Here is a 22640-nt window from a genome sequence, read left to right on the forward strand (position 1 = left end):
CTACGCCGCCTCGCGCGACGGGTCTTCTTCAAGCCATTCGATCAGCATGGTGAGCACGTGACGGAAGGATTGCTCCTGCTCCTCAAGCCGGCTCTCGATGCGGGCCAGCGCGGCAGCGAAGCGTGCCTCGGCCATGCGCATTTCTTCAGGCGAAAGGCTCTCGCCATCCGCGCCGGTCTGGTCCATCCCGGCAGCCTGCAGTTCCCCGATCGCCGCTTCGAGTTCAGCGGTTCGGGCATCGCGTTCGGCCAGCAGGGCGGCAACTTCGGTGGCAGGCAGGTGTCCTTGCTCCACCGGCGGGCTGGCGAAGGGCACAGCCGCAGGCGCCGTGCGCAGATCGCTCTGCCCGCGCGCGCCGCGGTTCTGATCCGACGCCATTTCCGCGATGACCTCGTCAAGCATCGCCGGGCTGAGCGTATCGCGTTCCTCGATTGCGCCAAGCAACAGCAGGCGGTTCATAATCTGGTTGACCCGGCGCGGGATGCCATCGCTGTGGCGATAGAGCGCGTCCAGCAGCCCGTCATCGAACAGCGGGCGATCGGTCCAGCCAACATGATTCAACCGGTGGCGGACATAATGTTCCACCTCACCGCTATCCAACGCTTCTAGGTGATGCGAGGCGATGATCCGCTGGCGCAGCTGCTCCAGCCCCGGATGATGGGCGAGCGTGCGCCGAAACTCGGGCTGGCCCAGAAGCAGGCTTTGCAGCAAGGGATGCGCGCCAAGCTGGAAGTTGGACAGCATCCGCAGCTCCTCCAACGCTTCGAGATCAAGGTTCTGGCATTCGTCCACCACCAGAAGACAGCGGCGTCCGGCACGCGCTTCGTCTTGCAGGAACCGTTCGATCGCGCCCAGCGCGGTGGCCTTGTCATGTCCTTCGACCTGCAACCCGAAGGCCTGCGCCACAATATGGACGATCTCTTCGCCGTCCAATGCGCTGGTGACGACCTGCGCCGCCGTTAGCGCCGCCGGATCGATCCGCTCCATTAAATGCGCCACCAGCGTGGATTTGCCCGCGCCAATTTCGCCGGTGATGACGATGAAGCCCTCACCTTGCGCCAGGCCATAGCCAAGGTAGCTCATCGCCTTTTTATGGCTAGTGCTTTCAAAATAGAATTGCGGATCGGGGGTGAGCTGAAAGGGCCGTCCGCTGAAGCCGTAGAATTGTTCGTACATAAGCCGAGTATCCCCGTCAGAAATCGTAACGCAGGCCGACCAGCGCGGTCGCAAAGGCGAAATCCTGCGCGCTGAATTCGCTGTCGAAGTAATCAACCGCAATCGCAGCCCGTCCCGTCAGGCGCTGGGTGATCGACTGGTTATAGGCCGCCGACGCGCCGTAGGCCGTCACATCGTTGTTGCTGCCCGCCGCATCGAACCAGTTGGCATAGGCATTGGCGGTGATGTTGGCGTTGCGGCCCACTTCGCGCGTGAGGCCGCCGATCACGTAATAGCTTTCATCCGTGAGGCCATTTACCGGAGCAAGCACGGTTCCCGCCGCTGCGATGAAGGTGCGCCGGTCATAGCCTGCGCCCAGCGCCGCCACTGTGCGGCCCATCGTGCGCTGATAGGATGCGAGGACTCCGCGGCCTCTGAAGACAGCAGAACGGGTGGAACCGATCCCGCCGATCAAGGCCTGCCCTTCGGTCCCGCTGACCAATCCGCCGAAATCGCCAGTCACAGGATTGCGGATTGCTTCGAAATCGCTGCCAAGCCCGGCGAGTGCGTTGCCCAGCGTGCCGCCGATACCGCTCACCCCGTCATAAACTGACACGGCAAAAGCGCTGCGCGCATTGGGGACATAGGTGAAGGTGCCGTAATAGGTGGTGGAATCGTAGCGCCGCCCGACCGCCGCCTGCAGGCTGGTGCGTGACGACGGACGCCACAACACGCCGACATCCCACAGCAACCCGTCAACATCAAAGGCGATCCGGCGCGGCGCGGTGCTATCAGTTACAAAGCGGCCATCGGCGCCGATCACCGGCGCGCCATTGGCATCGCGCAGTGCATCACGGCTGGAAATCTCCACATCCTCGTAACCCGCGCCTGCTACCAAGGCGAGGCTGCGGGTCAACGGCACGGTCACATCGCCGCGCACGTAGAGATCGCGCACGCGCTGATCGAGATTGCCGATGTCCTCCTGAAAACCACCTGCCGTCACCGCCAGGCCCACCGGCAGCACGTCGCCGGGACGGACCCCGGCGCGCAGCTGGCCTAGATAGGTCACGCTGTCATCGAACACATCAACCACCGCACCTTGTTGCGTCACCAGTGCGTCGTCAGCTTCGAAACGGTTGTAGCCAACCCGCGCCAACCCTTGCACATCAACCACGCCGACGCGGGTGTTGAGGCTGGGGCCGGCGAAGACACTGTACAGGCGGCTCTCGCCATCGTTCCGCACCAACGGATTGGCCGTGGTGCCGCCGCCCGCATCAATCCGGCTGCGCGACGCCAGCGCGCCTGCTTCCAGGCTGAGGGTGTTCGGCACCAGCGCCAGGGTGCCGCGCGCAATCCCACTGATCGTATCGGTATCGATGCTATTGTCACCATAGCCGATATTGCGCTCATAGCGCACCGATACAGCCGCGCCGCTGTTGCGGCCCTGCACATTGACATCGACGCCAACGGCCACCTGCGTGAAGGTGACGACATCATTGCCGGGGGTGAGCTCGGCCGAAACGATCTGCCCGACCTCGATGTAAGGCTGCACCACGCGATTGGCTCGTTGGCCGGGCGCATCGCCCCCCTGCCCCAGATCTTGCGATTGCGCGAGCGCCGGGGCCGCAGCGGCGATGAAGCCGGCGGCCATCAGTGCGGTCGCAAATGTGCGGGCACGCATCGTCATTTCCCCTTGGTGCCATATGTGCCGAAACGCCGCCCCGAGGGGCTGTAGCGCGCGGCATTCAGCAAAAGCTTGATATCGCCGCAGGCCGACAGGAGCTGCTGGGCATCCTCCAGCGCGGCGCGGCTGGTTTCATCCGCACGCACCACCAACAATGCCTGTCCGACATGCTGGGCCAGTTCGGCAGCGGGCGACGCGGCCAGCGCAGGCGGTGTGTCGAAAATCACGATCCGGTCCGGCGCGCCTTGCGTCAGCCGGTCCAGCACGTCACCCGTCCGTGCACTGGCAAGATATTCGGCATCGAGCGAGGACGCCGCGCCCGCAGGCAGCACAAACAGGCCTTCGATATCGGTACGGATCACCAAACTTTCCGGCGCAATCGCGGGATCGGCAAGGGCATCCATCAGGCCCTGTTCGGCCTCGATCCCAAGCCGCAGAGCCACCGATGGCTTGACCACGTCAGCATCCACCAACAGCACCTCAAGCCCGCGTTCAGCGGCAAGGGCAATGGCGAGATTGATGGCGCAATAGGTCTTTCCCTCGCCCTGATGGGGCGAACACACAAGAATGCGCCGCGACAGCGCCCCGTGACCGGCCACGCCCCCTGCGCGGGCATCGGCCAGCAGCTCACGCTTGACGATGCGGAACTCTTCCAGAAGCCCGGTCACGGGATCTTCCGGCACGATCAGCCCGCCTTCGCGCAGGTGCTCACGGTCGATCGGCGCAAACGGCCCGCAGAAAGCCACCGGACGCGGCGTTTCTCCCTCTGCCACGACAGGCTCAAGCACCGGCGCAGACCTTGCCGTAGCCATCGGGGTTGTTGGTCCAGGCTGCGGCTGCGCCTGCGGAGGCGCGCGGCGAACCGCTTGGGGCACCGGAGGCACCGCAGGCACGCGCACCGGGCCGATTCCAAAGGCGGCATCAGCGCGTTCGAACAGCGATACGGGCCGTGCGCCTTCGCGGTTGATCTTGCCTTGCTCGGTCATGCTTTGGCCCCCATCCTCACGCAATCGTTCCGATCGAGACGACCTCAATGGCGACAAGGATCACAAACATCAGGCCCAGCCCGCCACAGGCTCCGGCAAACTGCTTCAAGCGGCGCCGTTCGATCACGCGGGCGGCTTGCGACACCGTCAACGAGACCGAACCGATCACCGGCAGATCGAAAGCGCGTTCAAGTTTCTGCGGCGTGGCAAAGCTCGATTTGAGTTGTGCCAAGGCATAGGCCACTGCCACCCCGGCTCCGAGGCCGGCGATCAACACGCCAAACAACAGCAGCGGGCGGTCGGGCGCAGCAGGGTTTTGCGGCACACCGGGTTGCTGGATGATGTCAAAGCGGAACTGGCTGGCCTTGTCCTCGACCTGGCCGCGGGTGCGCAGCTGTTCACGGTCTTGCAGCAGCTTTTCGTAATTCTGGCTCAGCACATCATAGTCGCGGCTGATGCGGTTGGCTTCGGCCGCAACTGTCGGCTCACTCGCCTGGCTGGCCATCAGTCCCGCGAAATTGCTTTGCAGTGCCGCACGGCGCGCCTGCAAGGCTTCAACCGAGGCCTGCCGCTCGCTCCTGATGGCGATCAACGACGCGTAAGCGGGATTGGGCGTGCCGCCTGCGTCGTCACCTGCTGCGGCAGCTTGCTTGGCGAGGATCGCGACCTGTCGGTTGGTCGATACCACATCGGGATGGCTATCGGTCAGCCCGCGCGAGCGCAATTCGGCAAGCTGGGTCTGCGCCTGTTGCAGCGCCGCACGCGGTCCCGTTGCCTGCGGCCCTCCGGCGATCGTACGCGGCGTTCCGGCAAGCTGCGAGGAAATCGCCGCCAGCCCACTTTCCGCCGCCGCCAGATCGGCATCGACATTGCGCAGTTCGGTACGCGCCTGCTGGACCTTGCTGGAAAGGCTGTCCGAGCCGCCAGCGAGGTCAGGATATTGCGCTTCAAACGTCAGGCGACGCTGCTCGGCCTGTTCCAGTTCGAGCTTGCGCTCATCAAGCTGCCGATCAAGATCGCCGATCGCCGTGCTGATCCCGGTGCGATTGCCGATGACGTGCTCTTCCCGCAAAATATCGAGCAGTTTCTGCACCACATCGCGCGCCAGCACGGCGTTCTCGGCATCGGTCAGATCGCCGCGACCGATCACGGCGGTGATTTCGAACAGGTTGTCCTGCTCGCTGGTCACTTTCACCTTCTTTTCCAGCTCGCCAATCATCGTATCCAGCGCGCCGCGCTCGGTGATGCCTTCGCCCAGACGGGTAGAAGTGACGACCTTTTCGAGATTCTTGGCGCTCGACAGCGTTTGCCGCACGCGCATCATCTCTTCCTTGCCGTCGCCGGCAATGCCGAGCTGCTTGGACAGCACATCCTGCACATCAACATAGACGCGCGCCTTGGATTCGTAGGTGTTGGAGATCATGCTGACGGCCAGCCACCCAAGCACGCACACGCCCCAGGCAACCGCAATCGCGATCCAGCGCCGGTGCCACACCGACCACAGCGCCGCGCGCAATTCGTCGAAAATTTCGTTCATCCCCCGGGCCGCCCCTTAGAACCGGCTCTCGGGGATGATGATCGTATCGCCCGGCTTCAGCATGACATTGGCCGACGCATCGCCTTTGCGGATAAGATCCGACAATCGCAGCCGATATTCGGCCTGCGTGCCGGTATCGTTGTTCAGCCGGATCAGCTTGGCGCGGTTTCCGGCAGCAAATTCGTTGAGGCCGCCCACCGCGATCATCGCATCGAGCACCGTCATATTGGCGCGATAGGGCAGCGAGGCCGGCTGGCCGGTCGCACCAATGATGCGCACCTGCTGCGTGAAATTGCCTTCAGGTGTGTTGACGATCACCGAAACAATCGGCTGTTCGATATATTTGGCAAGCTCGCCCGCGATATAATCCTGCAGTTCGGTCGCGGTCTTGCCGACCGCCGGGATGTCTTGCACCAGCGGGATCGTCAGGCGCCCATCAGGCCGCACGCGCACTTTGTCCGCGCTGAGTTCCGGGTTGCGCCATACGTGAATGGTAATCTCGTCGAGCGGACCGATGGTGTATTCTTCCGACGGCGCAACGCTGCCGTCACCGTAACTCGCCGTCGGAAGTTCCTTGCCCGTGGTCGTGCAGGCCGCCAGCATAGCGACGCTCAAACTGAGAACCGCGGGGCGCAAAAAAGGCAGGCGGTGCAACATTTGTCGAAGATCCTTGGTCAGTTCACGCTGGGCCGCCCGCATCGGCGCAGGAGCACCCTGCGCCATGAGGCGTCCGAATATCCGGGTTCTTGTCGCAGGAAATGGTGAACAATGGGTTAGTCATACAGGGCCAAATGAGGACCCTTCCCGCTATGGGACACCGGTTTTTCAGGGATTAACGCCTCACCTGCTGTCGGGCTGTCGAGCGGTCGTCTGCGCGATCACACCAGCAGTTCAGCCGCCGGACCGTGGCCAAGGAACGCGCTTGGCGACGCCGTAGCGCCATAGGCTCCGGCGCAGAACACTGCGACCAGATCGCCGACTTGAGCCTCCGGCATCGCGGCATTGTCCGCAAGCCGGTCAAGCGGCGTGCAAAGGCAGCCGACGATATTGACCGCCTCTGTCGCTTCCATCCCGTAACGCGTTGCAATGGCAGATGGGTAATTGCGGCGCACAACCGTTCCGAAATTCCCTGATGCAGCCAATTGGTGATGCAGCCCCCCATCGGTGACAAGGTAGGTGACGCCGTGGCTCACCTTGCGATCAATGATGCGGGTCAGATACACCCCCGCCTCGCCCACCAGGTAACGCCCCAGCTCGATGCACAATTCAGTGTCAGCCAGCGCGGCAGGCAGATCGGCCACGCGATCGCGCAAAGCCGCGCCGACCCGCGCCAGATCAACGGGCGTGTCGCCCGGGAAATAAGGGATGCCAAGCCCGCCGCCCATATTAAGCTTAGGGCAGCCATGGCCGATGGCATCTGTCAGTTCTGCGGCCAAATCCAGCACGTTGCCCTGCGCTTCGATAATTGCATCGGCACTTAGCGTCTGGCTGCCAGTAAAGATATGCAGCCCGCGCCATTCAGCCCCTTCGGCAATCAGCAGGCGGGCGAGTGCGGGCACGCGTTCGGCATCGACACCAAATTGCTTGGCCCCGCCGCCCATCTTCATGCCCGAACCCTTCATTTCGAAGCTCGGATTGACACGGACCGCGATGCGCGGCGCGATGCCCAATCGCTGGCCGATCGCAAGCGCACGTGCGCCCTCGCCCTCGCTTTCGCAATTGAGAGTCACGCCCACCGCAATCGCCGCTTCCAGCTCGTCATCACGCTTGCCCGGCCCGGCAAAGCTGATCCGCCGGGGATCAATCCCCGCCGCCGGGCACAGCGCCAGCTCGCCCGAGGAAGCGATGTCAAACCCGTCCACCAACGATGCCATATGCGCAATTACAGCAGGATGCGGGTTGGCCTTCACAGCAAAATTCAGCTCCACACGGGCAGGCAGCGCGGCGCGCAATTCGGCCACGCGGGCGTCCAGATGCGCGCGGGAGTAGACAAACAGCGGCGTGCGCCCCGCCTCGGCCACCAGCGCACTCGCACGTCTGCCACCAATAGCGAGTTCGCCCTCAATGGTCTCGTATCCGGCAGGGATCGGGCCGACGGGCTTCATTCGCCATATTCCTTCGTAAGCTCAGCCTGCAACGCCGTGCGATCGATCTTGCCATTCGGGTTGAGCGGCATCGCGGTGCGCCAGTGGATATGCTGTGGCTGCATGAAATTGGGAAGATCGCGCTGAAGTTGTTTGCGCAGTTCTGCCTGTGCCGCTTCATCGCCAACGCCGCGCACCACCAGATGCACCGCCTGCCCGAGCCGCGCGTGCGCAACGCCCAGCGCCACAGCTTCGGCAACGAGGCCAGTGGCAAGCGCCGCCTCCTCCATCTCCTGCGGGCTGATGCGATTGCCGGCGCTCTTGATCATCGCATCGCGTCGACCGGCGAAATAAAGCAGGCCTTTGGCTGAACGTCTGACCCGGTCCCCGGACCACACAGCTACGCCGCCGTAGGACGAGGACACAGGCGCAGGCCTGAACCGCTCCGCCGTGCGCTCCGGATCCTGCCAGTAACCCTGCGCCACCAGCGGGCCGCAATGGACCAACTCGCCTTCTTCGTCATCCGCAGCCGGGTCCCCGGCATCATTGATAACGAGAATCTCTGCGAAGGGTATCGCCTTACCCATTGAGGTGGGACGCGAATCTACCATTGCAGGATCAAGATACGTCGAACGAAACGCCTCGGTCAGCCCATACATCGGGAACATCTGCGCATCGGGAAACAGGCCGCGCAAGGATCGCACGAGATCAACCGTCAGCGCGCCCCCGCTATTGGTCAGCCGCCGCAAGGGTTTGGCTGCGTCTGCGGGCCACTCGATTTCGGTAAGTTGCACCCATAGCGGCGGCACAGCGGCTAATGTCGTTATACCGTGCTTGGCACAGGCCTTGGCGACATCCCTGGGAAACAGGAAGTCGAGCGGCACCACACAGCCGCCTGAAACCCACGTGCTGAATAACTGGCTCTGACCGTAATCGAACGACAGGGGCAGCACTGCCAGCGTCACATCGTCGCGTGCCAGCTCCAGATACTGCGCCACACTCACTGCACCCAGCCACATATTCGCATGGCTCAGCATCACACCCTTGGGCCGCCCAGTTGAGCCGCTCGTATAAAGGATCGCGGCCAATTCCGCTGGATCGGCCGTGGACGGACCCCGTTCGCGCTCCGCCGCGACGGCTGCCGCGAGCGCCTCGGCCTCGCCCAGAGCCGCGCAGCCGGGCGGCAGGTCATCCGGCGCAAGCGACGCAAGCCGTGCATCTGTCCCGATCAGCAAGGCAGCGCCGCTATCGGCGAGAATATGCGCGGCCTGTGCGCGCTTGAGCAGTGGGTTGATCGGCACGTGCACAAGGCCGGCGCGCGCAGCGGCCAGTGGCAACACACAGGTCAGCTCGCCCTTGGCCGCCCAGCTTGCCACCCGCGCGCCGCGTTCCGGCACCAATTGCGCAAGCCAGCCTGCCAGCACAGCAACACGCTGTCTTAACTCATTGTGGTTAAGCGTTCCCTCGCGAAGCACCAGCGCAGGGTCTTCCCCACGCCCCGCCGTTCCGGCCAGTTCGGCCAGATGATCGAGCGGACGCGGGAGAGGATCGGGCTGGTGCGGCATGGACGGGAGCATTCTTTCACGTGATCGAAGCGCGGTATCACGATAGCGTTAACGTCTTGCAAGGACTCACTGCGCAAGCGGCCACCGCGCCCTTCGACCGGGCGGAGTGGTTTGCGCTGCTGGCCGGCTCGGGGCTCGTGCCCTTGATTGCCATCGCAAGCGATGCTGATGCAAGCGCCGCCCTCGCGCTTACCGAAGAATCCGGACGGATCACGCCGTTGCGCAACTGGTATAGCTTCACCTGGCGCGACCTTGCGCCCGGCGGCGCAGCGGGCGATCGTCTGCTTGAAGCGATCGCGCAGCAATTGAAAAACCGGGGCTATCGCGTGACGCTTGAGCCTGTGCCGGGGGAGGACGGTTCCGCCGTGCGCTTGGCGCGGGCATTTCGGGCGGCGGGCTGGAATGTCGTGGTGGAACCTTGCGATATCAATCATATCCTGCCGGTGCAGGGCCGCAGCTTTGCCGAATACTGGCAAAGCCGCCCCGGCCCGCTGCGCACGACCTTGAAGCGGAAGGCGAAGAAGGTGACAGTCGAGATCCTTGACGATTTCGACGCAGACGTGTGGGCTGAATACGAAGCGATTTACGCCGCCAGCTGGAAACCGGCTGAAGACCAACCCGCCATGCTGCGCGCTTTTGCGCAAGCCGAAGGCGCTGCGGGACGCTTGCGGCTCGGTGTGGCGCGGGCCGATAGCATTGCGGTCGCCGCGCAATGCTGGACGGTTGAAAATTCAATTGCTTATATTCATAAGCTCGCACACCTTGAAAGCCACAAGCCGCTGTCTGCCGGCACCACTCTTACCGCCGCTCTGTTCGCGCACGTGATTGACAATGATCGGGTCGATCTCGTCGACTTCGGCACCGGCGATCAGCCTTACAAGGCGGATTGGATGGAAGAGGTGCGCCCGCGCTTTCGCGTGGATTGTCTCGACCCGGCACAGCCACGAAGCTGGGCGCCGCTGGCCAAGCGGGCGCTGCGCCGCAGCGCCGTCTGAAGCCTCCCACAACCGTTGCGGCGCTTGCACCCGGCCCCGCGCATGGCTAAGCCCCGCCGCCACGGCGTAGCATAGGGACTTCATGGCCGATGACGACCATTCCGACCACCAAGGGCATTGCCGACAGCGCCGCCCTTGATCGCGAACTTAAGGCGTTGATCGCTGATGTGCTGGGGCTGGACCCGGCGCAGGCCGCTGCCTTCAGTCCGGAAACGGGATTGTTCGGCCACCTCCCCGAACTCGATTCGATGGCGGTGGCCGGTTTGCTCACCGAAATGGAAGACCGTCTCCACATCGTGATCGAAGATGACGATGTCGACGGCGAGATGCTCGAGACATACGGCGGATTGCTGGCATTTGCGCAGGCGAAGCTTGATCCCCGCTAGGCTGGTCTTGGCCCCCCGCAGAGCATCTCTCGGGTGATTTTCACGTGGAACAATCCGGGTCTTGAAGACAGTCCGCCGACCGAGGAATTGCTGGTCGCCTTTGACCGGAGCCGCGCAGTGCGGGTGCTGGTGTGTCCGGCCTGGTTTGACGAAGCAAACAAGCTGCGGCGCTTTACAGTCGAGGTGATGCGACGGCTCGACGCCGCCGGGATCGACAGCCTGCTACCCGATCTACCGGGTTGCAACGAAAGCCTCGTTCCGCTTGAACAGCAGACACTTGCACACTGGCGCGCTGGCATGGCCGCCGCAGCGGACCTGCTGGGCGCAACCCACGTGCTGGCCCTTCGCGCAGGCGCATTGGTGGCACCGGACAGCCTGCCCGGCTGGCACTATGCCCCGCAATCCGGGGCGAAGCTGCTGCGCGGCATGATCCGTGCCCGCACCATCGCTGCCCGAGAGGCCGGAATTGCCGAAAGTTCAGAAATACTTGGTGCCTTGGGCCGGGAAGCAGGCCTCGTCCTTGGCGGGTGGTCAATCGGGGCGACGATGTTCGGTGAACTCGAAGCCGCCGAACCTGCACTGACCACCGGGCAATCCGACATTCCTCAGAGCGCCATCGGTGGCGCAGGCCTGTGGTTGCGCGCCGAGCCTGATCATGACGCTGGTCAGGCCGACAGGCTCGCCGCCGTCATCGTCGAAAGTCTGCGAAATCCAGCACCATGACGCGGCTTTCTCACACATTTGGCTGCGGCAGCCTGACACTGGCCGGGACACTGGATACCGCGCCGGGCCGCACCGGACTGCTGATCGTCAGCGGCGGCAACGAGATCCGTTCAGGCGCGTTTGGCGGTCAGGCCGATATGGCGGCCCGCATCGCCCGCGCAGGATTTCCCGTGTTTCGCTTCGATCGCCGCGGGATCGGCGACAGCGAGGGTGAAAATCGAGGTTTTCGGTCTTCATCCAAAGACATAAGATGCGCAATTGATGCTTTTAGAGCCATGGCACCGCGCCTGTCGCGGGTGATCGCCTTTGGCAATTGCGACGCCGCGTCGTCCCTGATGCTTGCGAACGGTGCGGGGTGCGATGGTCTGGTGCTGTCCAATCCCTGGACCATTGAAGACGGCGCAGGCAACGGCGATGCGGAGGACACCCTGCCCCCGGCAGCGATCCGCACGCGCTATCTTGAGAAGCTGACAAATCCAAAAGAAGTCATGCGCTTGATAAGCGGAGGTGTGAACCTTTCAAAACTTGCGCGTGGCATCTCCCATGCGCTGCGCCCGCCTGCGCCGCCATCCAATCTAGCGCAGGAGATGGCCGCAGGCCTCGCTGGTTTCGCGGGGCCCGTTCGGATCCTGCTCGCAACCGCTGACCGCACGGCGCAGGTATTCGAAGCATCGTGGGACACTAACGATCCGCGCATCGCGCGCTGCGAGGGCGCAGGTCACGCCTATGTCGAGCCTGTCCATCGTGACTGGCTGGAAGCGCAACTGCTCGCCGCGTTGCGCGCCTAACGCTCGAAATAGCTGACCAATTCCACATGGGTGGACCAGCGAAACTGACCGACCGGGCGGAGTTTGACGAGGCGGAAGCCCGCCTCGACCAACACGCCCGCGTCACGCGCCCAGCTTGACGGGTTGCAACTGACATAAACCACCCGCGACAAGGTGCTCGAAGCAATTTCAGCAATTTGCGCACGCGCGCCAGCGCGTGGGGGATCAAGTAGCACGGCATCGAAGCGGTTGAGTTCCGCAGGCTCAAGCGGGCTTCGGAACAGATCGCGGTGCAGCGCCAGCACGCCGCTTCCCGTCATCGCGCCAGCGGATTTGCAGGCAAGATGCGCGGCCCGCTCGGCCTCCACGCCAAGAACCTTGCGTCCCTCCCGCAGCGCGAAGGCGAAGGTGCCAAGCCCGGCGAACAGATCGGCGACAACGCGTGCGCCGGCCAGCCACTGTACCGCATCGGCGGTCATGATCGCTTCCGCATCGGCCGTCGCCTGCAGGAAGGCGCCCGGCGGCAGGCTCACTGGCATGCCCGACAGCGTCACGGTGGCAGGCTCGGGCTCCCATAGCGTTTCAGGACCATAGCCCTGATCGATGCTGAGCCGGGCAAGCTCGTGTTCGCGCGCGAAATCCAGCGCAGCCTCGGTCGGTCCGAGCCCTTCAATCGGAAACTGCGTGAAGCTGGCGTCGACGCCCTGATCGGCAAGCGTCAGATCAATCCCGACCATGCCTTTTGGGCCATATGCTGCCACAAAGCGCCGCAGCGGGGCGATCAGCGCCGCGAGGCGAGGATGCAGGACAGGGCATTCCGCCAGATCGACCACGCGGTGCGATCCCCCCTCGCGGTAGCCAAGCACGGCACTTTTGCCGGTGCGAAGCCCATGCAGCCCGGCCCGGCGACGCGTGTGCGGCGGCGAGAGGTGGACGGGCAGCAGCTCTGCAGGTTCCAGCCCCTGCCCCCGCGCCGCATTCAGCACCCGGCTCTCAACGAACGCTGTCAGCGCCGTATCGTCCACGTGCTGCAAAAGGCAGCCCCCGCAGCGGTCGAAATGGCGGCACACAGGGGCAATGTGATGCGGACCCGGCGTGATAACGCCAGCCTCATCGACGATGTCGCCCGGTGCGGCGCGTGCGATATGGCGGCCAGAGGCGGTCACGCCGTCGCCCTTGGCGGCGAGACGGATAATGGGTTCAGATGTGGTCACAGGCAGGCCGCTAGCGCCTCGGACACCCTTTGGGCAAGCTGCGAAGGCGTGAAAGCGGGTCCCGTCAGCCTGGCCGCCTCGCCGTGCAGCCATACAGCCTCGCAAGCTGCCGTGAACGGATCAACGCCCGTCGCCACCCGGCTGCCAGCAATACCGGCGAGCACGTCGCCCGTTCCTGCGACCGAAAGCCAGCTTGATGAAGGCGTGCCCAGCGCCAAACGTCCATCGGGCGCGGCGACAATCGTATCCGGTCCCTTGGCGATCACGGCCATCCCGCTCAGCTTCGCCAGCGCCAAGGCGCGGTCACGGCGAGATTCGGCGATGATACCGAAATGGCGGCACAGCGTTGCCGATTCACCATCATGCGGAGTGGCGAGCATGGGGACATCCCGCCCGAGCATCGCCGGCGTGAGCATGATCAACGCATCGGCATCGAGCACCAGCGCGGGCGCTTGCGCAAGCGTTTCGACCAGCATCTTCCTTGCGGCTTCATCTCGCCCTAGTCCCGGCCCGATCAGGACCGCGGCGATCCGGTGATCGGCCAAGGCCTCGGCCAGCGGCGCCGTATCGGTCACCACCTCGACCGGCGTGCGCAGATCGGGCTTGTCCGCCAGCACCTTTACATAGCCCGCGCCCGATCGCTGGGCGGCGGCAGCAGCCAACAGGCTCGCGCCCGGCATGGCGCCCGCGACAATCGCGAGGAGACCGCGGCGGTACTTGTGGCTATCAACCGCCGGCGCGCGCAGGCGCGGCCGCACGATCCGTTGCGCGGCGCCTGCAACCTTACCGATCCCGATAGGCACAAGCCGCATCTGCCCCATCAATTCGCGGCCCGGCAAGCTCCCATGCGCAAATTTCCACGCGCCCAGCGCCAGCGTGAGATCACAGGCAGGCAACCTATCATTGAGAACGGCGCCGCTATCGCTGGCGATGCCCGACGGCAAATCAATCGCGACCGTGAAGCGGTGCCGCGCCGCCAGATCGCGCAGGAGCAGCGCGTGTTCAGCCACCAAGGGGCGCGACAGGCCCGAACCGAACAGGCAATCGACAAACACATCGCCCTCGCCCGCAGCCGCTGTCGAGACCGTTTCGTCCCAGCGCCGCCGCGCTTCGCGTGCGGCATCGGTTTGGGGTGGAAGAGGCGCGATCACTGTTACCGCGGTGCCCGCCTCGCGCAGGCGGCGGGCGATGACATAGCCATCGCCGCCGTTGTTCCCCGGTCCGCACAGGACTGTTACCGGTCGCCCTGCTGCAACTCGCCGAACCCACTGGGCCGCACCGCCGGCTGCGGTCTCCATGAGCTCGCTCACATCCACACCAGCATCGAACAGCGCCTGCTCGGCGCTACGCATCTGGGCCGCAGTGAGAACCTGCGCCGCGCTCACTGCGCAGGCGGGCCGAGCAGACTGCGCGGGATCAGGTAGCGGTCAGCGCCGATAGCAAAGGCGATGGCCTCTGCCCCGCCCTGTTCAGGCACCAGCGTTTCGGCACCGTCACGCGTGGCAAGCGCGTCTGTCGCAGAATCGCGGATCAAGCGGCGGAAGCCCCCGTCGGGGTGGTGCACAATGATATCGCTGCCCGCCCGCTCCAGCGTGCAAACCGGCGAGAGCGCCGCCCCTGCACCGATTGCGCATTCAACCTTTTCGCCGGGCGGCGGCGGGCTTTCCGCCTGTCCGCATCCTGTCAGCAGCACAAGCCCCGCAAGCGTACTAGATGTCCGCAAAAACATGAGTTTCCGTTCTTGCTCCGGGATGGGTGATCGCGCCGTAACGCGCCAAGCCGACCACCTGGCTGTAACGCCACAGAGCGCCGGACTGGTAATCATTGGTGCGAGGCTGCCATGCAGCGCGGCGCGCAGTGAGCACGTTCTCGGGCACATCGAGTTCAATTGTGCCACTTTCCGCATCGATGGTGATGATGTCGCCATCCTCTACCAGCGCGATCGGGCCACCGTCAGCGGCTTCGGGGCAGACATGGCCGATGCAGAAACCCCGGGTCGCGCCGGAGAAACGGCCATCGGTGATCAGCGCGACCTTTTCGCCCATGCCCTGCCCGTAAAGCGCGGCGGTGGTGGAGAGCATCTCGCGCATGCCGGGGCCGCCCTTGGGGCCTTCGTAGCGGATCACGATCACGCAGCCATCGGCAATATCGCGCTGTTCAACGGCGGCGAAGGCATCTTCCTCACAATCGAACACACGCGCTGGCCCTGAAAATTGCAGCCGCGCCATGCCGGCGACCTTCACGATCGCGCCATCAGGCGCAAGGCTGCCCTTAAGGCCCACGACACCGCCGGTCGGAGTGATCGGGGTCTTCACGTCGTAAAACACCTTCTGGTCAGGGTTCCAGGTGATCTCTTCAAGGTTTTCGCCGATGGTCTTGCCAGTGACGGTGATGGGATTTGGATCAATGAACCCGCCGTCGAGCAGTGTCTTCATCGCCATGTAGACCCCGCCAGCCTCGTGCATGTCCTTGGCCACATATTTACCACCGGGCTTCAAGTCCGCTATGTAAGGCGTTGATTTAAAGATCTCGGCCACATCGAAAAGATCGAATTCAATACCTGCCTCGCTCGCCATGGCGGGCAAGTGGAGCGCGGCGTTGGTCGATCCGCCGGTGGCAGCGACGACGCGCGCGGCGTTCTCGAAGGCGGCGCGGGTGCAGATATCGCGCGGGCGCAGGTTGCGCGCGACAAGTTCCATCACCTGCTTGCCTGCGGCTACCGCAATATCATCACGGGACCTGTAAGGCGCGGGCGCCATATTGCTGTTTGGCAGCGATAATCCGATAGCCTCGCCCACGCAGGCCATGGTGTTGGCGGTGAACTGGCCGCCGCAGGCGCCATGGCCGGGGCAAGCAACCTTTTCGAGCGCGATCAACTCGGAAAGGGGGCAGTTTCCGGCAGCATATTGCCCCACCGCTTCGAACACATCGACCACGGTAACATCCGCGCCGCGATGGGTGCCGGGCAGGATCGATCCGCCATAGACGAAGATGCTCGGCACGTTCAGCCGCAGCATCGCCATCATCATGCCCGGCAGGCTCTTGTCGCAGCCTGCAAAGCCGACAAGCGCGTCATAACAATGACCTCGAACCGAAACCTCAATCGAGTCTGCAATGATTTCACGGCTGATGAGCGAAGATTTCATTCCTTGGTGGCCCATCGCGATACCATCGGTCACGGTGATGGTGTTGAACCGGCGCGGCGTGCCGCCGCCGGCGATCACACCTTCGCGGCAGATATCAGCCTGCGCGTTCAGGGTGGTGTTGCACGGCGCGGAGTCGTTGCCTGCGCTGACCACGCCAACAAACGGCGCAGCGATCTCTTCTTCGGTCATGCCCATCGCGTAGTAGTAGGAGCGGTGCGGCGCGCGCTCCGGGCCGACCGAGACGTGGCGGCTGGGCAGCTTTGACTTGTCAAACTTTGGCGACATAAGATTTCCTGAAAAGGCCGTTTTGTGAAACGCTCCCTGCCTTCAGGCGAGGCTTGAGGCAACCCTTTGCGCAACATCCGCCAACAATGCCGCCCAGCGCCCATGGCTTTCGGGCGCCTGGCAAAGGTCCTGGCGCAATTCGATACCGAAATAAGCCCGGCCATGCGCTTCGGCATGGCGGTTCATCGTGTAATTGAGATCGCGCCCGGAATACGGAAGATTGTCGCCGACATGCAGCCCCTCGGCCGAGAGCAGTGCAATGGCGATGCGGGCGGCGCGGTCATCCGCGTTGTACAATACGCCGACCTCCCATGGGCGGGGTTCATCACGGCTGGCAAGCTGCGGCGTGAAGCTGTGGAGCGAGAGGATCAGCGCAGGCTCCGCCGCCGCCAGCCATTCGGCAAGTGCGGTATGATAGGGACGGTGAAAGCGGTTCAGCCGCGCCTCGCTATCCGCGCCCGCATTGCCGGGGATCGGGTGGCCATCGCTGATTTCGGGCATCAGGCCGGGGGCGGTTTCCTCCCGGTTGAAATCGCACACGAGCCGGCTGACAGCGGCGATGTGGGCGGGGATCGCGTGATCTAGGCTGAGGATTTCCGCGATCGCCTGCGTTCCGATGTCGACCGCGATGTGGTCATCCAGCAGGTGGGCCGGGATGCCGAGGGCGATGTCGGCGGGCACATGGTTGCTGGCGTGGTCGGCGGTGCAGACGATGTGGCCGGGCTTCGGGCTGCCGAGTTGGCGGAAGGCTGCGCTCACCGCAGACGCCCCGCCATGGTCCACCATGCTTTCGGCATCGCAGCCGCTGACGCATCGCGGGCCTCGGGGGTGTCGTAAAGCGCAAAACACGTCGCGCCTGAGCCGGACATGCGGACGAGCCATGGCTTTGTTTCCGCCAGCGCTGTCAGCACCTCGGCAATCACCGGGCAGAGCGATATGGCAGGGCCTTCGAGATCGTTGCGCCCTTCCCTTGCGATCCGGCTCGCGGGGCCTTCCGGCAATGCGCCGCGATCCTCACCGCCCCCGACACTGGCCCACGCCTTGAACACCGGCCCGGTCGAGAGCGGCACGCGCGGGTTGACCAGCAGCACCGGGGTCCCAGCGAGGTCGTCTTCCACCTCGACTTGCTCGGTGCCGGTGCCAAGGCCGATATGGGTACGATTGAGGACGCAAGCGGGCACATCCGCGCCAAGTTTTGCCGCCCTCGCCTGCCAGCCGTCCGGCAGGCCATGCAGAGCCTCGACGATCCGGAACACCGCGCCTGCATCCGCCGATCCACCGCCGAGACCAGCCGCGACGGGAAGGTTCTTCTCCAGTGTCACCGCGAGGCCCTGCGGACGCGGGAGCGCGGTGAGCGCCTTGGCCACAAGGTTGTCGAACGGATTGTCCAGCCCGCCCGCAAACTCGCCGAGCGTGGTGACGCTGTCCTGCGCGTCAGGCGAGGCGCTCAGCACATCGCCCGCATCGACGAAGGCGAACAAGGTTTCAAGTTCGTGATACCCGTCCTCTCGCCGACTGCGAACATGCAGCGCGAGGTTGATCTTGGCGTAGGCGGTTTCGATCAAAGTCACACTTTACCCGGCTCGATGCCAAACTGACGCTCCAGCGCCGACTTGCTCAAGTCGGTGGTCCTCGAACCCAGAAACTTGGCTTCTCTACCTATGGGAAGCCCGTCAGTCGTAACGATCCTGACGTCAAAATCCCGCCCGGGATACGCGTTCTTCAGCGCACGAATGAGCTGTGTCCTGAACTGAGGAGTCCGAGCATCCACGCGCCGATCACATATTCGGATAGTTCGGCCCGCCGCCGCCTTCCGGCGTGACCCAGTTGATGTTCTGATTGGGGTCCTTGATGTCGCAGGTCTTGCAGTGGACGCAGTTTTGCGAATTGATCTGGAACTTGGGCTCGCCGGACTTCTCATCGACCAGCCATTCATAGACCCCCGCCGGGCAGTACCGCGCCGAAGGCCCGCCGTAGACCGCCAGCTCGCTTTCCTTCTGAAGCTCGAGATCCTTTACCTGCAGGTGGCAGGGCTGATCCTCGGCATGATTGGTGTAGCTGTAGGCGACGTTGGTCAGCTTATCGAAGGTGATCACGCCATCGGGCTTGGGATAGGCGATCTTCTTGTAGAGATCGGCGCGGCCTGTGTAGGTGTAATCCTTCTTGTGCTTCATCGTGATCGGAAGGCCGATCTTGAGTGTGCGCATCCACATATCGACGCCAGCGAGCACCGTGCCGATGTCGGCGCCGTATTTGGCAACCGCGGGCTGCGCGTTTTGCACCTTCTTCAATTCGTCCGCGATCCAGCTTGAGCGCACCGCTGCGTCATAATCGGACAATTCGGTTTTTTCATGACCTGCCGCCACAGCCGCCGCGATGCTTTCGGCCGCCAGCATCCCGCTTTTCATCGCAGTGTGGCTGCCCTTGATCCGGGGCACATTCACAAAGCCCGCCGCGCAGCCGATCAGAGCGCCGCCAGGGAAGGCGAGCTTGGGCACGGACTGCCAGCCGCCCTCGTTGATCGCGCGCGCGCCGTAGCTGACGCGCTTGCCGCCCTCGAGATATTCGCGGATCGCGGGGTGCTGTTTCCAGCGCTGGAATTCCTGATAAGGCGAGACCCAGGGATTCTTGTAATCGAGCGCGGTCACGAAGCCCAAAGCCACCTGACCATTGGCCTGATGGTACAGGAAGCCCCCGCCCCAGCTGTCGCTTTCGGTCAGCGGCCAGCCCTGCGTGTGGATCACACGGCCCGGCTTGTGCTTCGCCGGATCAATGTCCCACAATTCCTTGATGCCAAGGCCATAGACCTGCGGCTGGCAGTTCGCTTCGAGATCGAAGCGCGCCTTCATCCGCTTGGTCAGGTTGCCGCGCGCGCCTTCGGCAAACAGCGTGTACTTGGCGTGGATTTCCATGCCGGGCTGATATTCGCCCTTGTGGCTGCCATCGGCGGCAACGCCCATGTCCTGCGTGATGACGCCCGCCACGCGGCCGTCCTCGTCGATCATCACGTCGGCGGCCGGGAAGCCGGGGAACACCATCACGCCCAGCCCTTCGGCCTGTTCGGCCAGCCAGCGCGTGAGATTGCCGAGCGAACCGGTGTAGCAGCCGTGGTTGCCCATCAGCGGCGGCATCAGCGCGTGGGGCAGCGATGTCTTCCCGCCTTTCGACAAGACCCAGTGCCAGTTATCGGTCACGGGCGTTTCGGCCATCGGGCACTTCATGTCGCGCCATTCGGGCAGCAATTCATCCAGCGACCGGGGATCGACCACCGCGCCCGACAGGATGTGCGCCCCGATCTCGGAGCCTTTTTCCAGCACGATCACTTCCAGCTCGGCATTGATCTGCTTGAGCCGGATTGCCGCTGCAAGGCCCGCCACCCCGCCGCCGACAATCACGACATCGCAGGGCATTGATTCACGTTCGCTCATCGAAGCTTTCCTGATCCTTGTTGGTCTGGCGCGAAGACCGCACAGTCTGACGTTTTCGTTGACTATCCACTTGATAACACCACCGTGGACAGTCAAGGCCTGCGTTGGATAGCATGACCCCACAATGAGCGAGCCCGACCTTTCCCTAGCACGCGAATGTACAGCCGCGCTTGCCTGGTGGCAGGCGGCCGGGGTCGACTATGATTACGCCGATGACGCTACGGCGTGGTTGGCCGAGCCACCCGCAGCCTTGTCCGCGCAAGACTCCCGCAAGCCCGCGTCTTCTGGCTTGGAGTCGCAAAACGAGGCCAGCCAAGCCGGCGAAACATCGGGCGTGCGCGCTGCGCCAGTTTCTCTATCGCAGCCCGCTGCACCTGTGCGCCATGACTATCTGGGCGAATCGCCGCCGCGCGATCTAGCGGCGTTTCGGGACTGGTGGATGACGGCGCCGGGTATCGACACCGCGCGCGCCTTTCCACGGATCGCTCCGCGCGGGCAAGAAGCTGCCGCGCTCATGATCCTGGTGCCGCAGCCTGAAGAGGCCGACCGCGATGCGCTGCTTTCCGGCGCGCAAGGACGCCTGCTCGCCAATATTCTGGCGGCAACGGGGCTGGACGAAAGCGCCGTCTACCTCGCCTCGGCCCTGCCCTGTCATACGCCGATGGCCGACCTTGCCGCTCTGGCGGCAGGCGGCATGGACCGCGTTACCGCGCATCACATCGCGCTCGTGCGCCCGGCGCGGTTGCTGGCGTTTGGTACTGGCCTTGGCCCGATGCTCGGCGCAGCTCTCGATCATTCTTTACGTGAAATCAACCATCCCGGTGGCAAGGTTCCGGTTATCGTGAGCGAAACACTCGATGCTTTGCTGGAAATGCCACGGCTCAAGGCCCGGTTTTGGAAGAGATGGATGGAATGGTCGCCCCCCTTATGAAGTCCCGTTTGAAACTGCTGTCTGCCATGGTGTTTGTCACCGCAGCCGTGCCTGCCCCGGTCGCCGCGCAATCGAGCGACCTTGTGGCGCGGTGGAATGGGGCGGTGCCCGAAGGCTCTGCCCTAGCCCCGGTTCTGGGCAGCGAGGAACGCGCCCATTACCGCCAGCTATTTGCTGCGATTGACGGCGAGCAGTGGGATGTGGTCGAAAATCTCCTTGCCCAGCGCCCCGATGGCGTGCTGACACAGGCCGCGCGCGCCGAATATTACACCCATGCCAACAGCCCGAAGATTGCGGCTGAACAAATTTCCGGGTGGTTTGCCGCCGGGACCGATCTGCCCAAAGCTGAACAACTGGCCCGGATGGGTGCCAAGCGCGGTGTTGCATACATTCCCCCGCTGCCCACCGAACAGGGCTTTGCACGCCAACCCTATGCGCCCAAGCGCATCCTGCCCCGGTCCGTGACGGACGGCACGATGCCCAGCACCACAGCCGAGCTGATCCTGGGCGCGATCAAGGCGGATAACCCGTTCGAAGCCCAGCGCCTGCTGGCCGAGATTGATCCCATGCTTTCCAGCGATGCACGCGCCGAATGGCGCGAACGAGTCGCGTGGAGCTACTACATCGAAAACAATGATGCTTCCGCTCTGGAACTGGCGCGCACGGTTGCCCAAGGGACCGGCGCGTGGGTTGCGGAAGGCGCCTGGGTCGAAGGGCTTGCGGCATGGCGGATGGGCTATTGCCAGCTTGCCGCCGAAGCCTTTGCCCGGGTCGCCAGCGGCGCATCCAACGTCGAATTGTCCGCCGCCGGGCATTACTGGGCGCATCGCGCGCTGGTGCGGTGCCGGGAACCCCAGCAGGCGCAGCTTCACCTTTCGGCAGCCGCGCAGCTGGATGAAACGCTGTACGGAATGCTGGCCGCCGATCAGCTCGGTGCCGAATTGCCCGCACACGCGCCGCCGCCGCCGTTCAGCCGCGATGACTGGGCACAAGTGGCGCAGCGACCCAATGTCCGCGTTGCCGTTGCCCTTGCAGAAATCGGCCGCCCTTCGCTTGCCGATGACGTGCTCAGGCATGAAGCGCGGATCGGCCCCGCCTATCAGTTCGGTGCCCTGTCCCGGCTCGCGCGGGAAATGGGGCTGCCCGCGACCCAGCTGTTCATGGCGCACAACGCGCCCTACGGCACCAGCAGTGATCCTGCGCTGCGCTTTCCGGTGGCGCATTGGCAGCCGGTGGGCGGCTGGCAGGTCGATCCCGCGCTCGCCTTTGCCCATGCCTTGCAGGAATCAAACTTTCGCGCCTCTGCCGTCAGCCCGGCCAATGCCCGCGGCCTGATGCAGATCACCCCGATCACCGTGCGCGAACACGCCCCGCGGCTCAATATGAGCGCGTCTTATGTCAATCTGGACGATCCGCAGGTGAACCTCGCCTTCGGACAGCGCAATCTGGAGATGCTGCGCGATTCCGCGGCGACCGGGGGCACGCTGCCCAAGATCATGGCGGCCTACAACGCTGGCCTCACCCCGGTTCAACGCTGGAACACCGAGATCAACGATCAGAACGATCCGCTGCTGTGGATGGAATCGATTCCCTACTGGGAGACCCGCGGCTATGTCGCGATCGTGATGCGCAATTACTGGATGTATGAGCGCGCCGCGGGCGCAACCTCCCCCAGCCGCCGCGCGCTGGCACAAGGGCGCTGGCCGGAGTTTCCGCGTGCGGCAACCACCCGCTCGGCACGGTTGGAGAAGTAA

20 protein-coding genes are annotated in these 22640 nt (G+C 64.1%); 6 read left to right on the plus strand and 14 right to left on the minus strand.

The window, feature by feature from the left end; translation table 11 throughout:
* From ACRANW_RS10910 to ACRANW_RS10940, 7 genes are all read right to left on the minus strand, one after another.
* Positions 1-1176, minus strand: a complete 1176-nt coding sequence (locus tag ACRANW_RS10910) for an XrtA/PEP-CTERM system-associated ATPase (protein ID WP_479431812.1) — start codon at positions 1174-1176, stop codon at positions 1-3.
* 16 nt (positions 1177-1192) lie between these two features.
* Positions 1193-2836 (minus strand): porin family protein, encoded by a 1644-nt coding sequence (locus ACRANW_RS10915; RefSeq protein WP_479431813.1) that lies wholly within the window; start codon positions 2834-2836, stop codon positions 1193-1195.
* Positions 2837-2838: 2 nt separating this feature from the next.
* A complete protein-coding gene (locus ACRANW_RS10920) occupies positions 2839-3825 on the minus strand; it encodes an AAA family ATPase (RefSeq protein WP_479431814.1) in 987 nt (328 codons plus the stop codon).
* Between the two features lie 16 nt (positions 3826-3841).
* Positions 3842-5362: an XrtA system polysaccharide chain length determinant gene (locus tag ACRANW_RS10925; protein ID WP_479431815.1), complete on the minus strand. Its 1521-nt coding sequence runs from the start codon at positions 5360-5362 to the stop codon at positions 3842-3844.
* Positions 5363-5377: 15 nt separating this feature from the next.
* On the minus strand, positions 5378-6019 hold the full coding sequence (locus ACRANW_RS10930) for an XrtA/PEP-CTERM system exopolysaccharide export protein (protein WP_479433926.1): 642 nt from the start codon (positions 6017-6019) through the stop codon (positions 5378-5380).
* A gap of 221 nt (positions 6020-6240) precedes the next feature.
* The gene (locus tag ACRANW_RS10935) at positions 6241-7467 is read right to left on the minus strand and encodes a pyridoxal-dependent decarboxylase, exosortase A system-associated (RefSeq protein WP_479431816.1); all 1227 of its coding nucleotides are present in this window, start codon (positions 7465-7467) and stop codon (positions 6241-6243) included.
* Positions 7464-9011 carry an acyl-CoA ligase (AMP-forming), exosortase A system-associated gene (locus tag ACRANW_RS10940; protein WP_479431817.1) on the minus strand — a complete coding sequence of 516 codons (1548 nt, stop codon included), beginning with the start codon at positions 9009-9011 and terminating at the stop codon, positions 7464-7466. The genes ACRANW_RS10935 and ACRANW_RS10940 overlap by 4 nt, the downstream gene beginning before the upstream one ends.
* A gap of 20 nt (positions 9012-9031) precedes the next feature.
* On the opposite strand from ACRANW_RS10940, the gene ACRANW_RS10945 reads away from it, so the two are divergent.
* The 4 genes from ACRANW_RS10945 to ACRANW_RS10960 all read left to right on the plus strand — a co-directional run bounded on the left by ACRANW_RS10945 (position 9032) and on the right by ACRANW_RS10960 (position 11903).
* A complete protein-coding gene (locus ACRANW_RS10945; protein WP_479431818.1) occupies positions 9032-10006 on the plus strand; it encodes a GNAT family N-acetyltransferase in 975 nt (324 codons plus the stop codon).
* Between the two features lie 89 nt (positions 10007-10095).
* Positions 10096-10392: an acyl carrier protein gene (locus tag ACRANW_RS10950; RefSeq protein ID WP_479431819.1), complete on the plus strand. Its 297-nt coding sequence runs from the start codon at positions 10096-10098 to the stop codon at positions 10390-10392.
* A 33-nt stretch (positions 10393-10425) separates the two neighbouring features.
* On the plus strand, positions 10426-11115 hold the full coding sequence (locus tag ACRANW_RS10955) for a hypothetical protein (protein WP_479431820.1): 690 nt from the start codon (positions 10426-10428) through the stop codon (positions 11113-11115).
* Positions 11112-11903, plus strand: a complete 792-nt coding sequence (locus ACRANW_RS10960; RefSeq protein WP_479431821.1) for a hydrolase 1, exosortase A system-associated — start codon at positions 11112-11114, stop codon at positions 11901-11903. The genes ACRANW_RS10955 and ACRANW_RS10960 overlap by 4 nt, the downstream gene beginning before the upstream one ends.
* On the opposite strand, the gene ACRANW_RS10965 is transcribed toward ACRANW_RS10960, so the two are convergent.
* From ACRANW_RS10965 to ACRANW_RS10995, 7 genes are all read right to left on the minus strand, one after another.
* Positions 11900-13096, minus strand: a complete 1197-nt coding sequence (locus ACRANW_RS10965) for a class I SAM-dependent RNA methyltransferase (RefSeq protein WP_479431822.1) — start codon at positions 13094-13096, stop codon at positions 11900-11902. The genes ACRANW_RS10960 and ACRANW_RS10965 overlap by 4 nt on opposite strands.
* Entirely contained in the window at positions 13093-14481 is a 1389-nt protein-coding gene (locus tag ACRANW_RS10970; RefSeq protein WP_479431823.1) for an NAD(P)H-hydrate dehydratase, read from the minus strand. Before ACRANW_RS10970 ends, ACRANW_RS10965 begins: the two co-directional genes overlap by 4 nt.
* On the minus strand, positions 14478-14825 hold the full coding sequence (locus ACRANW_RS10975) for a hypothetical protein (RefSeq protein WP_479431824.1): 348 nt from the start codon (positions 14823-14825) through the stop codon (positions 14478-14480). Before ACRANW_RS10975 ends, ACRANW_RS10970 begins: the two co-directional genes overlap by 4 nt.
* Positions 14806-16527 (minus strand): dihydroxy-acid dehydratase, encoded by a 1722-nt coding sequence (gene ilvD / locus ACRANW_RS10980; protein WP_479431825.1) that lies wholly within the window; start codon positions 16525-16527, stop codon positions 14806-14808. The genes ACRANW_RS10975 and ilvD overlap by 20 nt, the downstream gene beginning before the upstream one ends.
* Before the next feature lie 42 nt (positions 16528-16569).
* A complete protein-coding gene (locus ACRANW_RS10985) occupies positions 16570-17286 on the minus strand; it encodes an N-formylglutamate amidohydrolase (RefSeq protein WP_479431826.1) in 717 nt (238 codons plus the stop codon).
* The gene (locus tag ACRANW_RS10990; protein ID WP_479431827.1) at positions 17283-18098 is read right to left on the minus strand and encodes a 4-(cytidine 5'-diphospho)-2-C-methyl-D-erythritol kinase; all 816 of its coding nucleotides are present in this window, start codon (positions 18096-18098) and stop codon (positions 17283-17285) included. Before ACRANW_RS10990 ends, ACRANW_RS10985 begins: the two co-directional genes overlap by 4 nt.
* Positions 18099-18305: 207 nt before the next feature.
* A complete protein-coding gene (locus tag ACRANW_RS10995) occupies positions 18306-19955 on the minus strand; it encodes an electron transfer flavoprotein-ubiquinone oxidoreductase (RefSeq protein ID WP_479431828.1) in 1650 nt (549 codons plus the stop codon).
* Positions 19956-20079: 124 nt separating this feature from the next.
* Between ACRANW_RS10995 and ACRANW_RS11000 the strand changes: the two genes are divergently transcribed.
* Together ACRANW_RS11000 and ACRANW_RS11005 are read left to right on the plus strand one after the other, a co-directional pair.
* Positions 20080-20886 carry a uracil-DNA glycosylase family protein gene (locus ACRANW_RS11000; RefSeq protein WP_479431829.1) on the plus strand — a complete coding sequence of 269 codons (807 nt, stop codon included), beginning with the start codon at positions 20080-20082 and terminating at the stop codon, positions 20884-20886.
* The gene (locus tag ACRANW_RS11005) at positions 20883-22640 is read left to right on the plus strand and encodes a lytic transglycosylase domain-containing protein (RefSeq protein ID WP_479431830.1); all 1758 of its coding nucleotides are present in this window, start codon (positions 20883-20885) and stop codon (positions 22638-22640) included. Before ACRANW_RS11000 ends, ACRANW_RS11005 begins: the two co-directional genes overlap by 4 nt.

Source organism: Erythrobacter sp. 'gip.4 top 5' (assembly GCF_056495765.1).

Coding starts and splice junctions, on each gene's coding strand:
- ACRANW_RS10915 (WP_479431813.1), bottom strand. CDS start 2,836: ATGCGTGCCCGCACATTTGCGACCGCACTGATGGCCGCCGGCTTCATC.
- ACRANW_RS10940 (WP_479431817.1), bottom strand. CDS start 9,011: ATGCCGCACCAGCCCGATCCTCTCCCGCGTCCGCTCGATCATCTGGCC.
- ACRANW_RS10925 (WP_479431815.1), bottom strand. CDS start 5,362: ATGAACGAAATTTTCGACGAATTGCGCGCGGCGCTGTGGTCGGTGTGG.
- ACRANW_RS10935 (WP_479431816.1), bottom strand. CDS start 7,467: ATGAAGCCCGTCGGCCCGATCCCTGCCGGATACGAGACCATTGAGGGC.
- ACRANW_RS10920 (WP_479431814.1), bottom strand. CDS start 3,825: ATGACCGAGCAAGGCAAGATCAACCGCGAAGGCGCACGGCCCGTATCG.
- ACRANW_RS10975 (WP_479431824.1), bottom strand. CDS start 14,825: ATGTTTTTGCGGACATCTAGTACGCTTGCGGGGCTTGTGCTGCTGACA.
- ACRANW_RS11000 (WP_479431829.1), top strand. CDS start 20,080: ATGAGCGAGCCCGACCTTTCCCTAGCACGCGAATGTACAGCCGCGCTT.
- ilvD (WP_479431825.1), bottom strand. CDS start 16,527: ATGTCGCCAAAGTTTGACAAGTCAAAGCTGCCCAGCCGCCACGTCTCG.
- ACRANW_RS10960 (WP_479431821.1), top strand. CDS start 11,112: ATGACGCGGCTTTCTCACACATTTGGCTGCGGCAGCCTGACACTGGCC.
- ACRANW_RS11005 (WP_479431830.1), top strand. CDS start 20,883: ATGAAGTCCCGTTTGAAACTGCTGTCTGCCATGGTGTTTGTCACCGCA.
- ACRANW_RS10950 (WP_479431819.1), top strand. CDS start 10,096: ATGACGACCATTCCGACCACCAAGGGCATTGCCGACAGCGCCGCCCTT.
- ACRANW_RS10910 (WP_479431812.1), bottom strand. CDS start 1,176: ATGTACGAACAATTCTACGGCTTCAGCGGACGGCCCTTTCAGCTCACC.
- ACRANW_RS10995 (WP_479431828.1), bottom strand. CDS start 19,955: ATGAGCGAACGTGAATCAATGCCCTGCGATGTCGTGATTGTCGGCGGC.
- ACRANW_RS10930 (WP_479433926.1), bottom strand. CDS start 6,019: ATGTTGCACCGCCTGCCTTTTTTGCGCCCCGCGGTTCTCAGTTTGAGC.